Origin of the sequence: Streptomyces sp. SID10853 (assembly GCF_010548145.1) — a bacterium.
GTDB lineage: Bacteria > Actinomycetota > Actinomycetes > Streptomycetales > Streptomycetaceae > Streptomyces.
Genome location: NZ_JAAGLN010000170.1, coordinates 1 through 15,199, shown reverse-complemented (window position 1 = coordinate 15,199; position 15,199 = coordinate 1). Strand labels below are relative to the sequence as shown.

The following is a 15,199-nucleotide window of genomic DNA, read 5'->3' as shown; positions in this document are numbered from 1 at the left end:
CTGCGACTGATCGGCGCTCGGCGTGCTCACCGGCCACTGCGGAGCGGCCGGCGGTGCGGCGGGCTGGAACGCGGGCGGCAGCGGCGGCAGTTCGCCCTGCGGCGGCGACGAAGGAGCGGGCACCCAGGGCTGGGCGGGCTGCGCCGGAGGGGCGTCCTGCGGCTCAGGGGCGTCCGGAACGTACGGCGGCACCGCGTCCTCGGTCGCGTCGCCGGTCCCGGGCACGGCGTCGGAGGGCTCACCGAAGGAGGCAGCGACATCCGCGAACGCGTTGGACCTGTCGGACCGGTAGGGGCCCGAAGCCCCGCTGGACGTTCCGGCCGTCGAGGCGGGCGCGTTGCTCTCCTGCTCGCCGGCCGGAGGAGCCCCCGACCGCTCACGTGCGGCCTTCGCGGCCGCTTCGAGCTTCTCGAACTCACGCTTCAGTGCGGCGGGAGAGAACTTCATGGTGTCCCCGCTCTCCACCTCACCCCCACCGAGCGCCTCGGCCGCCTTCTCGGGCTCGGCTTCCGGGGCGGGTGCCACTACGGGGTCGGCCTCCGGCACGACCGTCGAGAAGGACTCAGGCTCGGAATCCGACTCCGACTCCTGCGCCGACTCCGGCTCCTGCGCCGACTCCGGCTCGGACTCGGGCTCCGACCCGGCGGGCCCGGACTGTGCCTCGGACGACGCCGTGGCCTCTGCTCCGTTCCGGGCGGCGGATTCCCGGGCCGCCTTCGCGTCGGATTCCGCATCGGCCTCGCCCCACGGATCGAAGTCCGCCCCCAGGACGGACTGCGACGTCGAAGAGGACGCCGAAGGGGACACAGAAGAGGATCCCTTGTGGTCAGGCACCTCGTCCCGCCCGGACAGGGCAGCGTCCGCCGGCCGGCCGGCCCCGCTGTCCGTTGCGTCCTTGTCCTCGTCCTCGTCCCTGCTCTCGTCCTGATCCGCGACGGCCGGCGCCGGGCTCCAGTTCGGCTCGAACCCTCCGGTCAGCGGCAGCCCCGGCACAGCCGCGGGCCCGCCGACGGGACCGGTGGGCTGGACCGGGCCCACCCGAGGCGCCTCAGGAGCCCGGGCCACCGGCGGAGCCGGCGGCGGCGGGGGAGTGGGGGCGGCAGCTGGCTGCGGAGCGGCCGGTGCCGACTCCTGCGCCTGGGCGTCCGAAGCGTTCTGCGTATACCAGGCGGGAGGGGTGTAGTCGATGGTGAACTCACCCGTCTCGGCGGGATCCGCGTCGGACTGATCGTCGACGGGTGTGTTCGGTCCCCCGCGAATCTCGTCCCGATCGCTGTTCACAATGCCTCCCGCTGGTGTGCTCTAGCACCCTCGTGCCGTAGTGGATGGGGGGCGACCGTTGTCGTCCGATCCGCCTGGCTCTCCCCGTGAGGACGCGAACATCCCGCGTGCGGGTTCTGGCCCGCGCCCCCGTACCAGCCTAATCACCATTCGTACCGGGACGGCATGACGGAGTGCACCGTCGGACGTGACCTTTACGTCAAGGGGCGCCCGAAGAATGCTCTGTTACGTCACAATCCCTCAGCCATAACGGAAGGAAGGCACCAAAAGCCGCCCAAATTCGGCCGGTCACGGCCCGGGGACGGGAGTCGGACATCCGAGGAGGAAGACCGAACGGACCGCCCCCGCCGCCGCACGGCGAAGCCCGACTCCACCTACTCGGACTGCGCCTGCTCGGCGTCGGCCGCGCTCGGCATCCCCCCGTTGTGCGGCGCCGGTTCCAGGTCGAATTCGCCGTCCCTGGCGCCCAGCACGAAAGCGCGCCATTCCGCTTCCGTGTACCGCAACACCGTTCCGTGATCGATGGACGACCTCATGGCCACGGCACCGTCCGGCAGATACGCGATCTCGACCCGCTCCTCGTCCGCCGAGGTGCCGGGCGCGCCCTGCCAGTCGACACCGGAGATGTCGAGTGCGTAGAGCTCTTCCTTCTCGCGTTCCTTACGGTCCTTGTCGTGTGCGTCAGCCATGGCTGCCGGTCCCTTCACCACGTACGAACGAGCTGTTCGCTCACCCTACTTGGCGGGACCGGCCCTCCTCATGGGTTCCGGACGACATGGATCAGGCGTGGTAAAGGGTGCTGCGCGGTCACCGGCTGAGCAGCGTGATCGCCGTGCAGGTGCCGCTCACCGCGCCGACCGCCATCACCGTCACCGACACACAGCGCCTCTTCAACTGCTCGTAGCGCGCCGTGTACTCGCCCCGCAGTTCGGCGGCCCGGCCGGAGATCCGCTCGAGCACGGCCCGGGAGACAGCCACCCGGTCGGCCGTGTAGACGCGCTCCACGTCGTCCCGCTGGGCGCTGGTCAGCCAGGGCAGCTGACCAGCGAAGCGGGCGGCCTGCCGCCGCGCCTCCTCCACCTCCGCGCTCCACAGCAGATATCCCTCGATCCGCACGAGACCGCGCGCGGTCTCCTCGTCGGCTGCCACGCCTTCTCCTCCGCCGTTCCTTCCACTTCTCTTTTCTTGCCCTACTTGTCCCCGGCGCGCGGGCCGGTGCCGCTGCCCGCCGAAGGGGCGGCCGTCGCGTGTGCCGCCGCCTCGAGAGCGTTGATCGCCGGGTAGTGCAGGTCGAACGCCGGGCCCTCGGAGCGGATCTTCGGCAGCGTCGTGAAGTTGTGCCGGGGCGGCGGGCAGGAGGTCGCCCATTCGAGCGAGCGGCCGTAGCCCCACGGGTCGTCGACCTCGACCTTCTTGCCGTACTTGGCGGTCTTCCAGATGTTGTAGAAGAACGGCAGCAGCGACAGGCCCAGCAGGAAGGAGCTGATGCTCGAAATGGTGTTCAGCGTGGTGAAGCCGTCAGCGGCCAGATAGTCCGCGTACCTGCGCGGCATACCCTCCGCGCCCAGCCAGTGCTGCACCAGGAACGTGCCGTGGAAGCCCACGAACAGCGTCCAGAAATTGATCTTGCCGAGCCGCTCGTCCAGCATCTTGCCGGTGAACTTCGGCCACCAGAAGTAGAACCCGGCGAACATCGCGAAGACCACGGTCCCGAAGACCACGTAATGGAAGTGCGCCACCACGAAGTACGAGTCGGACACATGGAAGTCCATCGGGGGCGAGGCCAGGATGACGCCGGTCAGACCACCGAAGAGGAACGTGACCAGAAAGCCGATCGCCCAGAGCATCGGTGTCTCGAAGGACAGCGACCCCTTCCACATCGTGCCGATCCAGTTGAAGAACTTCACACCGGTCGGCACCGCGATGAGGAAGGTCATGAAGGAGAAGAACGGCAGCAGCACACCGCCCGTGACGAACATGTGGTGGGCCCACACCGTCACCGACAGTCCCGCGATGGAGATCGTGGCCCCGACCAGGCCGATGTAACCGAAGACCGGCTTGCGGGAGAACACCGGAATGATCTCGGTGACGATCCCGAAGAACGGCAGCGCGATGATGTACACCTCCGGATGCCCGAAGAACCAGAAGAGGTGTTGCCACAGCAGGGCCCCGCCGTTGGCCGCGTCGAATACATGGGCGCCGAACTTCCGGTCCGCCTCCAGCGCGAGCAGCGCGGCGGCCAGTACGGGGAAGGCGAGCAGCACGAGCACGGCGGTCAGCAGCGCGTTCCACACGAAGATCGGCATGCGGAACATCGTCATGCCAGGGGCGCGCATGCAGATGATCGTGGTGATGAAGTTGACCGAACCGAGGATCGTGCCGAAGCCCTGGAAGGCCAGACCCATGATCCACAGGTCGGCGCCGACCCCCGGGGAGCGCATCGTGCTGGTCAGTGGTGAGTACGCGAACCAGCCGAAGTCGGCGGCCCCGTTCGGGGTGAGGAAGCCGCCCATCACGATCAGTGCGCCGAACAGGTACAGCCAGTAGGCGAAGAGGTTCAGCCGGGGGAACGCCACATCGGGCGCCCCGATCTGCAAGGGCATGATCCAGTTGGTGAAGCCGATGAACAGCGGCGTCGCGAACATCAGCAGCATGATCGTGCCGTGCATCGTGAACGCCTGGTTGAACTGCTCGTTCGAGATGATCTGCGTACCCGGCCGCGCCAGCTCGGCGCGCATGACGAGCGCCATCACGCCGCCGATGCAGAAGAACGCGAACGATGTGACCAGATACATCGTGCCGATCGTCTTGTGATCGGTGGTGGTCGCCCAGGTGACGATGACGCTTCCCGGACGCCTCGGGCGTGCCGGTACCTCGCTGTCGTACTCGTCATCGGACGTGGGTGAACCCTCGGTGGCCCTCGTCGTCACTGCGGTGCTCCTGCTGCTGTGGTCGCGCCCCGACGGGCTGGACAGCACAGGAGCATGGCGCAGCTCACGCCGAAGGGATCCGAAGCGGTGTGGCGTGGCGCGCCGCTTGAGCCATTCGGGTGCACGGGCGGCGGCCGGGGGCACGGGCCGGGGGGCTCGGAAAGGCTGATACGCTGTGTGACGGCCGTCTGTGTACGCGTCTCCGGGAGACCCGGAGGCTGCGCCCAGCGGATCCCCGCCTCCCGAGTTACGGAAGTTCCCCAGAGTATTCGACCTGGGGCACTCGGTGGCCTGAAGACTCACGAGGAGTACGCGTGTCGCTCGACGCCGCTACGAAGAAGCAGATCATGACCGAGTTCGCGCAGAAGGAAGGCGACACCGGTTCCCCCGAGGTTCAGGTCGCCATGCTCTCGCGCCGTATCTCGGACCTGACTGAGCACCTCAAGATGCACAAGCACGACCACCACTCCCGCCGGGGTCTGCTGATCCTGGTCGGCCAGCGCCGCCGCCTTCTCCAGTACCTGGCGAAGAAGGACATCCAGCGCTTCCGCGCGCTGGTCGAACGCCTCGGCATCCGCCGCGGTGCGGCCGGCGGCGCCAAGTAAGAACGTTGTGCGAGGGAGCGGGCCCCATTTCCTGGGGACCGCTCCCTTTGCCGTACGTGCTGCGACCGCTGTACGTGCGCAACCCGGACCGCGCTCAGTAACCTGGGTGTGCACGGCAGTAACGGACACCGCGGTGACGAACACCGCGGTACCGCACGAGGGGAAGCGCCCTCCAGCCGCCGCCGGTCCTCGGTAGTGGCCCCCGGGAACATCACCCGGGTGCTTCGATCGAAGACCGGCCCCGCAACCATGGAGCGCTTCTCCGCCCCGTTCCCCGCCACACGGGCTGGGGGACGAAAGACGACGAGTATGGAGAAAACGCTAGTGGAGAACGAGACCCACTACGCCGAGGCCGTTATCGACAACGGAACCTTCGGCACCCGCACCATCCGCTTCGAGACGGGCCGCCTCGCCAAGCAGGCCGCCGGCTCCGCCGTGGCATACCTGGACGACGACACCATGGTGCTGTCGGCCACCAGCGCTTCCAAGAAGCCCAAGGACCAGCTCGACTTCTTCCCCCTCACGGTGGACGTCGAGGAGCGGCAGTACGCGGCCGGCAAGATCCCCGGCTCTTTCTTCCGCCGCGAGGGACGCCCCTCCGAGGACGCGATCCTCACCTGCCGCCTGATCGACCGGCCGCTGCGCCCCTCCTTCAAGAAGGGCCTGCGCAACGAGATCCAGATCGTCGAGACGATCATGGCGCTCAACCCCGACCACCTGTACGACGTGGTCGCGATCAACGCCGCGTCCGCCTCCACGATCCTGGCGGGCCTGCCCTTCTCCGGCCCGATCGGCGCCACCCGCGTCGCCCTGATCAAGGGCCAGTGGGTCGCCTTCCCGACGCACACCGAGCTCGAGGACGCCGTCTTCGACATGGTGGTCGCGGGCCGCGTGCTCGACGACGGCGACGTCGCGATCATGATGGTCGAGGCCGAGGCCACCGAGAAGACCATCCAGCTCGTCAAGGACGGCGCCGAGGCCCCGACCGAAGAGGTCGTCGCCGCCGGCCTGGAAGCCGCGAAGCCCTTCATCAAGGCGCTCTGCAAGGCCCAGTCCGACCTCGCCGCCAAGGCCGCCAAGCCCACCGGCGAGTTCCCGGTCTTCCTCGACTACCAGGACGACGTCCTGGAGGCGCTCACCGCCGCGGTCAGGACCGAGCTCGCCAAGGCGCTCACCATCGCCGGCAAGCAGGAGCGCGAGACCGAGCTGGACCGCGTCAAGGAAATCGCCGTCGAGAAGCTGCTCCCGAAGTTCGAGGGCCGCGAGAAGGAGATCTCCGGCGCGTACCGCGCGCTGACCAAGTCCGTCGTGCGTGAGCGCGTCATCAAGGACAAGGTCCGCATCGACGGCCGCGGCGTCACGGACATCCGTACGCTCGCCGCCGAGGTCGAGGCGATCCCGCGCGTGCACGGCTCGGCGCTCTTCGAGCGTGGCGAGACCCAGATCCTGGGCGTCACCACCCTCAACATGCTCCGCATGGAGCAGCAGCTGGACACCCTCTCCCCGGTGACCCGCAAGCGCTACATGCACAACTACAACTTCCCGCCGTACTCCGTCGGTGAGACCGGCCGCGTGGGCTCGCCCAAGCGCCGCGAGATCGGCCACGGAGCGCTCGCCGAGCGCGCCATCGTGCCGGTGCTGCCGACGCGCGAGGAGTTCCCCTACGCGATCCGCCAGGTCTCCGAGGCGCTGGGCTCCAACGGCTCGACGTCCATGGGCTCGGTCTGCGCCTCCACCATGTCCCTGCTGAACGCCGGTGTGCCCCTCAAGGCCGCCGTCGCCGGTATCGCCATGGGCCTCATCTCGCAGGAGATCGACGGCAAGACCCACTACGTCGCCCTCACCGACATCCTCGGTGCGGAGGACGCCTACGGCGACATGGACTTCAAGGTCGCCGGCACGAAGCAGTTCGTGACCGCGCTCCAGCTCGACACCAAGCTCGACGGCATCCCCGCCTCGGTCCTGGCCGCCGCGCTGAAGCAGGCCCGTGACGCACGCCTCCACATCCTCGACGTGATGAACGAGGCCATCGACGTCCCGGACGAGATGTCCCCGAACGCCCCGCGGATCATCACCGTCAAGATCCCGGTGGACAAGATCGGTGAGGTCATCGGCCCCAAGGGCAAGATGATCAACCAGATCCAGGAGGACACCGGCGCCGACATCACGATCGAGGACGACGGCACCATCTACATCGGTGCCCAGCAGGGCTCGCAGGCCGAGGCCGCGCGCGCCACGATCAACTCGATCGCCAACCCGACCATGCCGGAGGTCGGCGAGCGCTACCTGGGTACGGTCGTCAAGACCACCACCTTCGGTGCGTTCGTGTCGCTCATGCCGGGCAAGGACGGCCTGCTGCACATCTCGCAGATCCGCAAGCTCGCCGGTGGCAAGCGCGTGGAGAACGTCGAGGACGTGCTCGCGGTCGGCTCCAAGGTCCAGGTCGAGATCGGCGAGATCGACTCCCGCGGCAAGCTCTCCCTCGTTCCCGTCATCGAGGGCGAGGACGACGAGAAGAAGGACGACACCGACAAGTGACGTCCCGTAGTTCCGTGACGACGGCCCGCACCTCATCGGAGGCGCGGGCCGTCGCCCGTACCCAGAGCCACCTCACGGACGAGACGGCAGCAGTGCATCGAAGGACGGAAACGTGAGCAACGCCGGAGCACAGTCCAGCGACCCGGTCCGCAGGACCACCCTCCCCGGCGGTCTGCGCATCGTCACCGAGACCGTCCCCTCGGTACGCTCAGCGACCTTCGGGATCTGGGCGAACGTCGGATCCCGCGACGAGACACCCGCCCTCAACGGCGCCACGCACTACCTGGAACACCTCCTCTTCAAGGGCACCGGCAAGCGCAGCGCCCTCGACATCTCCGCCGCGATCGACGCGGTCGGCGGCGAGATGAACGCCTTCACGGCGAAGGAGTACACCTGCTACTACGCGCGGGTCCTGGACAGCGATCTGCCGCTGGCCATAGACGTCGTCTGCGACATGCTGACCGGTTCGCTGATCGCCGACGAGGACGTCGAGGCCGAGCGCGGCGTCATCCTCGAAGAGATCGCGATGACCGAGGACGACCCCGGCGACGTCGTGCACGACCTCTTCGCGCAGACGATGTTCGGCGACACCCCCCTCGGCCGCCCGGTGCTCGGCACCGTCGACACCGTCAACGGGCTCAGCCGCAGCCAGATCGCCCGCTTCTACAAGAAGCACTACGACCCGACGCACCTCGTCGTCGCCGCCGCCGGCAACCTCGACCACGACACGGTGGTACGCCAGGTCGGCGAGGCGTTCGAGAGCGCGGGCGCACTCTCCCGTACCGACGCGGTACCGATGGACCCGCGCGCCGGCGCCCGCACCCTGCGCACCGCGGGCGGCTTCGACCTGCTGAACCGCAAGACCGAGCAGGCACACATCCTCCTCGGCGTGCCGGGCCTGGCCAGGACCGACGACCGGCGCTGGGCGCTCGGCGTCCTCAACACGGCGCTCGGCGGCGGCATGAGCTCCCGCCTCTTCCAGGAGGTACGGGAGAAGCGCGGCCTCGCCTACAGCGTCTACTCGTACACCTCGGGCTTCGCCGACTGCGGGCTCTTCGGGGTCTACGCGGGCTGCCGCCCCAACCAGGTCCACGACGTCCTCAAGATCTGCCGGGACGAACTCGACCGGGCCGCGGGCGAAGGGGTGACCGACGAGGAGATCCGCCGCGCGATCGGCCAGCTCGCCGGTTCCACGGTGCTCGGCATGGAGGACACCGGCGCGCTGATGAACCGCATCGGCAAGAGCGAACTGTGCTGGGGCTCCCAGCTGTCGGTCGACGAGATGCTGGAGCGGATCACCGCCGTCACCCCGGACGAGGTCCGCGCGGTCGCCCACGACATATTGGGACAGCGTCCCTCGCTGTCGGTGATCGGGCCGCTGAAGGACAAGCAGGCCGACCGCCTCCACGAAGCGGTCTCCTGAACCGGACCGTTCAGCCGGATCGTTGAGCCGGACCGTCTGTGACACGCGTCAGCCACGACGTGTGAAGCGCGAGCGATGAAGGAAGAGCAAGTATGAGCAGCAAGCTGCGCGTCGCGGTTCTCGGCGCCCGGGGCCGTATCGGCTCCGAAGCCGCACGGGCCGTCGACGCCGCCGACGACATGGAACTGGTCGCCGCCCTCGACCGCGACGACGCGCTCGACGCACTCACCGCGTCCGGCGCCCAGGTGGCCATCGACCTGACGCACCCCGACGCGGTGATGGCCAACCTGGAATTCTGCGTACGCCACAAAATCCACGGCGTCGTCGGCACCACGGGCTGGACCGACGACCGCCTCGCGCAGCTCCGCTCCTGGCTCGACGCCTCCCCGGGGACCGGCGTCCTCATCGCCCCGAACTTCTCCATCGGGGCCGTGCTCACCATGACGTTCGCACAGGCGGCAGCGCGCTTCTTCGAGTCCGTCGAAGTCATCGAGCTGCACCACCCCAACAAGGCGGACGCCCCGTCCGGCACCGCACAGCGCACCGCCCAGCTGATCGCGGCCGCCCGCGACAAGGCCGGCTGCGTCCCGCAGCCGGACGCGACGAGCACCGCACTGGACGGCGCCCGCGGCGCAGATGTCGACGGCGTCCCGGTGCACTCCGTACGGCTGCGCGGACTCCTGGCCCACCAGGAGGTGCTGCTCGGCGGCGAGGGCGAGACGCTCACCATCCGCCACGACTCCCTGCACCACAGCAGCTTCATGCCGGGCATCCTGCTCGGCACACGCCGCGTGGTGACCACCCCCGGCCTCACCTTCGGCCTGGAAAACTTCCTCGATCTGAGCTGACCCGATGCGCGCAAAGATCACCTACCTCGTCACGGCCGCCGTCCTGGTCTTCTACTTCGTCCTGGTCGGCAGCCGGGGCGTGCTGCTCATCGAGAACGGCACCCTGCTCACGGTCACCTTCGGCGTGGCCGTGCTGATCCTGCCGTTGATCGGCATCTGGTTCCTGTGGAAGAACACCCAGTTCGTCCGCCGGGCCAACCGGCTCGCCGCCGAACTGGACGCCGAAGGGGGCCTGCCCGTCGACGAGTTGGTCCGTACGCCCAGCGGCCGCATCGACCGCGACTCGGCCGACGCGGTCTTCGTGCGCCGCAAGGAGGAGACCGAGGACAGCCCGGACGACTGGCGCTGCTGGTTCCGCCTCGCGGTCGCCTACCAGGACGCCAGGGACACCCCGCGGGCCCGCAAGGCCATGCAGCGGGCCATCGCCCTGCACGCGGGCAGGCCCGTCAGCGTCTGACGGGCCTGCGGGCCGCCGGGGCCGCCCGGCGTCGTCGTGCTCAGCTGTGCCGTGCTCAGGTGCGTCCTGCTTCCGGCTGCGTCCTGCTCAGCGGAGGCGGTACTCCGCACCCCACGCCTCGACGGTGTCCGCCGCGCGGTCGAACGCCTCGTGGCGGGCCAGGAAATCGGCACTGTGATCGGTGAGCAGCGGCGGCAGCTGCCCACCGCTGCGCTGCACGAGCAGGAGTGCCTCGCCCTGCACCGTGCGCGGCAGCCCGAGCCAGCGGACCGGCTGCTGCACCGTGCGTACGGCCGCGGTCCGGCTCCAGGGCACCGTGACCGTCTTGAAGAAGCCGACCCGCCGCACCCCGTGCCTGCTGACCCAGGCGCCCATCCGCAGCAGCCGCAGGGCGCAGGCCACGACAGCGAGCCCGAGGACGAGGGTGGCACTCGCACCGGACACCCCGCCGGCGAGAGCGATGATCATCGCTGCCAGCAGGATGAACGAGGCGATCAGCAGAAACAGCGCCGCCGCCCCGACCCGCCAGGGTCCGGGGCGGTAGGGGCGGCGCCACTGATCGTGGTCGTCGAACGGCAGCGCGACGTCGTCGGCATTCTCGGCGGCTGCGTCAAACGCGCGGTCGGCCGTCAGGAAAGGCAGGGGCACGACTGATCCTCACTCACAAGCACGCTCGATTGGCTGTGCCCGGTGAGGCTACCGATGAGATGATCGACGGACCACCCCAGGGGTCCGGACGAGTCAGGGGTCCGGACGAGTCAGTGGCCGTGCGCGGCTTCGGACTGATGCGTCTGGGTGGGCGTCTGGTCGGCTGCCAGGGCAGGCAGACCGAACAGGAGCGAGCCTGCGAGGCCCGCGACGACCGTGAGGCCGACCAGCACACGGCCGGCGAGCTGGGAGGCACTGGGGCGTTGACGGGGCGGCGGTTCGACGTTGCTACGGAAGCGGTCCGCGTCAGCGACGAATGCGAACGGGACGGCCTCTCGCCGGCGGAACATAGGGGCACTTCTCCTTGGATCACGAGACTTCCGGTTCCACTCTGGTTCCACTGATTCAGACGTTCAAAGCCCTCGATCGGTGCCCGATTTTCACGAATCGGCAGAACTTTCCTGCTGACGGTTCGTCCGGTCCTGGTTGTCGGTGCCGCGCCGTAGAGTGGGCGCCGCCCGAGCGATGCAACTGGAAGGACCCCGCCGGTGAGTGACACTCCCACCTCAGACCCCAAGCCGAGCTTCCGCAGCGACGTCACAGTCGACCTGGTGAAGCACAGCGCGGGCGACTCCGACGTGCTGTGGGCGGCCCGAGTCTCCACGGCGGGTGAGCAGTCCCTGGAAGAGCTCCAGAAGGACCCCGAGCGCTCCAAGGGACTCATCAACTATCTGATGCGGGACCGGCACGGCAGCCCCTTCGAGCACAACTCGATGACGTTCTTCATCAGCGCCCCGATCTTCGTCTTCCGTGAATTCATGCGGCACCGCGTCGGCTGGTCGTACAACGAGGAATCCGGCCGCTACCGGGAGCTGGAGCCGGTCTTCTACGTACCGGGCGAGTCCCGCAAACTGGTCCAGCAGGGCCGTCCCGGCAAGTACGAGTTCGTCGAGGGCACCGCGGCCCAGCAGGAGCTCACCGGCCGCGCCATGGAGGACTCCTACCGGCAGGCGTACGACGCCTACCAGGAGATGCTGGCGGCGGGTGTGGCCCGCGAGGTGGCCAGGGCGGTGCTGCCCGTCGGCCTGTTCTCCTCGATGTACGCGACGTGCAACGCCCGGTCCCTGATGCACTTCCTCGGCCTGCGCACCCAGCACGAGCTGGCCAGGACGCCGTCCTTCCCGCAGCGGGAGATCGAGATGGTCGGCGAGCGGATGGAAGAGCACTGGGAAAAGCTCATGCCGCTGACCCACGCGGCCTTCAACGCCAACGGCCGCGTCGCGCCGTAAGGCACCCATGAAGAGACCAGTGAAGGCACACATGTGCGACTGGGCCGCCTGAGGTGTCCGGATTGCACCCTTTGGTGAACTTCATCTAGGCTGATCAAACGGACCCGGCACTGCTTGAACCCCCGAGCAGGCAGTGCCGGGCTCCGTAGCTCCTGTCCCCCGAGGGGACGAGGCGAACTGAGCAGCGAGTAGCGTGGTACCCATGGCTCCGATCTCCACTCCGCAGACCCCCTTCGGGCGGGTCCTCACCGCCATGGTCACGCCCTTCACGGCGGACGGCGCGCTCGACATCGACGGCGCGCAGCGGCTCGCCACCCATCTGGTGGAAGCAGGCAACGACGGCCTGGTCGTCAACGGCACCACCGGCGAGTCCCCGACCACCAGCGACGCGGAGAAAACCGACCTCGTACGGGCGGTCGGGGAAGCGGTCGGAGACCGTGCCCACGTCATCGCGGGTGTGGGGACCAACGACACCCGGCACAGCCTGGAGCTGGCCAGGGCGGCCGAGGGCGCCGGCGCACACGGCCTGCTCGCCGTGACGCCGTACTACAACAAGCCGCCCCAGGAGGGCCTGCTCCGGCACTTCACCGCTATCGCGGACTCCACCGGGCTGCCCGTCATGCTGTACGACATCCCCGGCCGCAGCGGTGTGCCGATCAACACGGAGACGATCGTCCGGCTGGCCGAGCACCCGCGCATCGTGGCCAACAAGGACGCCAAGGGCGACCTCGGCCGTGCCAGCTGGGCGATCGCGCGCAGCGGCCTGGCCTGGTACTCGGGCGACGACATGCTGAACCTGCCGCTCTTCTCGGTGGGCGCGTGCGGATTCGTCTCCGTCGTCGGCCACCTGGTCACCCCGGAGCTGCGAGCGCTCCTGGAGGCGTACCTCGCGGGCGACGTCCAGAAGGCGACCGAGATCCATCAGCGTCTGCTGCCGGTCTTCACCGGCATGTTCCGGACGCAGGGAGTGATCACGACGAAGGCCGCGCTGAGCCTCCAGGGCCTGCCTGCCGGACCGCTCCGCCTCCCCCTGGTGGAACTTGCTCCCGAGGAAACGGCCCAGCTCAAGATCGATCTTGCCGCCGGCGGGGTAGAACTTTAAACACAGACTTCACAACTGAATACGCAAGATCACTCTGACAACTGCAAGTGCACGAATCATGCGCGCCACGTGCCTCAGGTACGTGGCGTGTGTGGTGAGGAGAGTCTTTTGAGTCATCCGCATCCTGAACTCGGCGCACCGCCGAAGCTTCCGAAGAACGGCCTGCGTGTCACCCCGCTCGGCGGTCTCGGCGAGATCGGCCGGAACATGACGGTCTTCGAATACGGAGGCCGGCTGCTGATCGTCGACTGCGGCGTGCTCTTCCCCGAGGAGGAGCAGCCGGGCATCGACCTGATCCTGCCCGATTTCACCACCATCAAGGACCGCCTCGACGACGTCGAGGGCATCGTGCTCACGCACGGGCACGAGGACCACATCGGCGGTGTGCCCTATCTGCTCCGGCTGAAGCCGGACATCCCGCTGATCGGCTCCAAGCTGACGCTCGCGCTCATCGAGGCGAAGCTCCAGGAGCACCGGATCCGCCCGTACACCCTCGAAGTCACCGAGGGGCAGCGCGAGCGCATCGGCCTCTTCGACTGCGAGTTCATCGCCGTCAACCACTCCATCCCGGACGCCCTCGCGGTCGCGATCCGCACCCCCGCGGGCATGGCCGTGGCCACCGGCGACTTCAAGATGGACCAGCTGCCGCTGGACGGCCGCCTCACCGACCTGCACGCGTTCGCGCGGCTGAGCGAGGAGGGCATCGACCTTCTTCTCTCGGACTCGACGAACGCCGAGGTCCCCGGCTTCGTGCCGCCCGAGCGTGACATCTCCAACGTCCTGCGCACGGTCTTCGCGAACGCCCAGAAGCGCATCATCGTGGCGAGCTTCGCCAGCCATGTGCACCGCATCCAGCAGATCCTCGACGCGGCGCACGAGTACGGGCGCCGGGTGGCGTTCGTCGGCCGGTCGATGGTCAGGAACATGGGCATCGCCCGTGATCTGGGCTATCTGAAGGTCCCGGCGGGTCTGGTCGTCGACGTCAAGACGCTCGACGACCTTCCCGATGACGAGGTCGTCCTGGTCTGCACCGGCTCGCAGGGCGAGCCGATGGCGGCCCTGTCCCGCATGGCCAACCGCGACCACCAGATCCGGATCGTCCAGGGCGACACCGTGATCCTGGCCTCGTCGCTCATTCCGGGCAACGAGAACGCGGTCTACCGCGTGATCAACGGCCTCACCCGCTGGGGTGCCGACGTCGTCCACAAGGGCAACGCCAAGGTCCATGTCTCGGGCCACGCGTCGGCCGGCGAGCTGCTGTACTTCTACAACATCTGCCGCCCGAAGAACCTGATGCCGGTACACGGCGAATGGCGCCATCTGCGGGCCAACGCCGAGCTCGGCGCGAAGACGGGTGTGCCCAAGGACCACATCGTCATCGCTGAGGACGGCGTCGTGGTCGACCTGGTCGACGGCAAGGCGAGGATCGTCGGCAAGGTTCAGGCGGGCTATGTGTACGTCGACGGCCTCTCGGTCGGCGATGTCACGGAGACCCACCTCAAGGACCGCCGCATCCTCGGCGACGAGGGCATCATCTCCGTCTTCATCGTGGTCGACAGCTCCAGCGGCAAGATCGTGGGCGGCCCCCACATCCAGGCCAGGGGCTCGGGCATCGACGACGGTGCGTTCAGCGCCGTCGTACCGAAGATCGAGGATGCCCTGAACAAGTCGGCCCAGGACGGCGTGCTGGAGCCGCACCAGCTCCAGCAGCTGATCCGTCGCACGGTGGGCAAGTGGGTCTCGGACGGTTACCGCAGGCGCCCGATGATCCTTCCCGTCGTCGTCGAGGTCTGACAGTCGTACGTACGGGACTGGAGCGGGGCCCCCGATTTGCTTCGGGGAGCCCCGCTCCAGTACGTTTACGGCTCCACCTGATCGGGAAACGCGCACACTCGTGTGCGCGGAGCTCCCGGAAATCGGGTGGGGAATTCCGACTCAGAACCTCTGGTAAAGTCGGAATCGCCGGAAAGGGAAACGCGAAAGCGTGGAACTGGAAAGCGGCCCGCCGGCCGGGAATCGGACACGAAAGAGTCTGATAGAGTCGGAAACGCAAGACCGAAGGGAAAAGCCCGGAGGAA

General features: G+C 68.3%; 13 protein-coding genes and 1 pseudogene. 8 read left to right on the top strand and 6 right to left on the bottom strand.

Annotation, left to right across the window (positions count from 1 at the left end; translation table 11 throughout):
* From G3I19_RS26000 to ctaD, 4 genes are all read right to left on the bottom strand, one after another.
* On the bottom strand, positions 1-1,281 hold a 1,281-nt coding region (locus G3I19_RS26000; protein ID WP_343235212.1), incomplete at its 3' end, for an SCO5717 family growth-regulating ATPase.
* Between the two features lie 374 nt (positions 1,282-1,655).
* Positions 1,656-1,970: a DUF397 domain-containing protein gene (locus tag G3I19_RS25995; RefSeq protein WP_164266136.1), complete on the bottom strand. Its 315-nt coding sequence runs from the start codon at positions 1,968-1,970 to the stop codon at positions 1,656-1,658.
* 118 nt (positions 1,971-2,088) lie between these two features.
* The gene (locus G3I19_RS25990; protein WP_164266135.1) at positions 2,089-2,430 is read right to left on the bottom strand and encodes a hypothetical protein; all 342 of its coding nucleotides are present in this window, start codon (positions 2,428-2,430) and stop codon (positions 2,089-2,091) included.
* Between the two features lie 41 nt (positions 2,431-2,471).
* Positions 2,472-4,211 carry a cytochrome c oxidase subunit I gene (gene ctaD / locus G3I19_RS25985; RefSeq protein ID WP_164266134.1) on the bottom strand — a complete coding sequence of 580 codons (1,740 nt, stop codon included), beginning with the start codon at positions 4,209-4,211 and terminating at the stop codon, positions 2,472-2,474.
* Positions 4,212-4,525: 314 nt separating this feature from the next.
* Between ctaD and rpsO the strand changes: the two genes are divergently transcribed.
* From rpsO to G3I19_RS25960, 5 genes and pseudogenes are all read left to right on the top strand, one after another.
* A complete protein-coding gene (gene rpsO / locus G3I19_RS25980) occupies positions 4,526-4,816 on the top strand; it encodes a 30S ribosomal protein S15 (protein WP_164266133.1) in 291 nt (96 codons plus the stop codon).
* A 324-nt stretch (positions 4,817-5,140) separates the two neighbouring features.
* Positions 5,141-7,354, top strand: coding sequence for a polyribonucleotide nucleotidyltransferase (locus tag G3I19_RS25975; protein WP_164266137.1), 2,214 nt, complete (start codon positions 5,141-5,143; stop codon positions 7,352-7,354).
* Positions 7,351-8,777: pseudogene (locus tag G3I19_RS25970) on the top strand (pitrilysin family protein). Before G3I19_RS25975 ends, G3I19_RS25970 begins: the two are co-directional and overlap by 4 nt.
* Before the next feature lie 92 nt (positions 8,778-8,869).
* A complete protein-coding gene (gene dapB, locus G3I19_RS25965; protein WP_164266131.1) occupies positions 8,870-9,625 on the top strand; it encodes a 4-hydroxy-tetrahydrodipicolinate reductase in 756 nt (251 codons plus the stop codon).
* A gap of 4 nt (positions 9,626-9,629) precedes the next feature.
* Entirely contained in the window at positions 9,630-10,082 is a 453-nt protein-coding gene (locus G3I19_RS25960; RefSeq protein ID WP_164266130.1) for a tetratricopeptide repeat protein, read from the top strand.
* Between the two features lie 87 nt (positions 10,083-10,169).
* On the opposite strand, the gene G3I19_RS25955 is transcribed toward G3I19_RS25960, so the two are convergent.
* Together G3I19_RS25955 and G3I19_RS25950 are read right to left on the bottom strand one after the other, a co-directional pair.
* Positions 10,170-10,730 (bottom strand): hypothetical protein, encoded by a 561-nt coding sequence (locus G3I19_RS25955; RefSeq protein WP_164266129.1) that lies wholly within the window; start codon positions 10,728-10,730, stop codon positions 10,170-10,172.
* Between the two features lie 110 nt (positions 10,731-10,840).
* Complete coding sequence (locus G3I19_RS25950; RefSeq protein ID WP_164266128.1) at positions 10,841-11,080, bottom strand: hypothetical protein; 240 nt, start codon at positions 11,078-11,080, stop codon at positions 10,841-10,843.
* A gap of 198 nt (positions 11,081-11,278) precedes the next feature.
* On the opposite strand from G3I19_RS25950, the gene thyX reads away from it, so the two are divergent.
* The 3 genes from thyX to G3I19_RS25935 all read left to right on the top strand — a co-directional run bounded on the left by thyX (position 11,279) and on the right by G3I19_RS25935 (position 14,915).
* Positions 11,279-12,019 carry an FAD-dependent thymidylate synthase gene (thyX, locus tag G3I19_RS25945; protein ID WP_164266127.1) on the top strand — a complete coding sequence of 247 codons (741 nt, stop codon included), beginning with the start codon at positions 11,279-11,281 and terminating at the stop codon, positions 12,017-12,019.
* A 202-nt stretch (positions 12,020-12,221) separates the two neighbouring features.
* Positions 12,222-13,121, top strand: coding sequence for a 4-hydroxy-tetrahydrodipicolinate synthase (dapA, locus tag G3I19_RS25940; protein WP_164266126.1), 900 nt, complete (start codon positions 12,222-12,224; stop codon positions 13,119-13,121).
* 108 nt (positions 13,122-13,229) lie between these two features.
* Positions 13,230-14,915 carry a ribonuclease J gene (locus tag G3I19_RS25935; protein WP_164266125.1) on the top strand — a complete coding sequence of 562 codons (1,686 nt, stop codon included), beginning with the start codon at positions 13,230-13,232 and terminating at the stop codon, positions 14,913-14,915.
* Positions 14,916-15,199 lie beyond the last annotated feature (284 nt).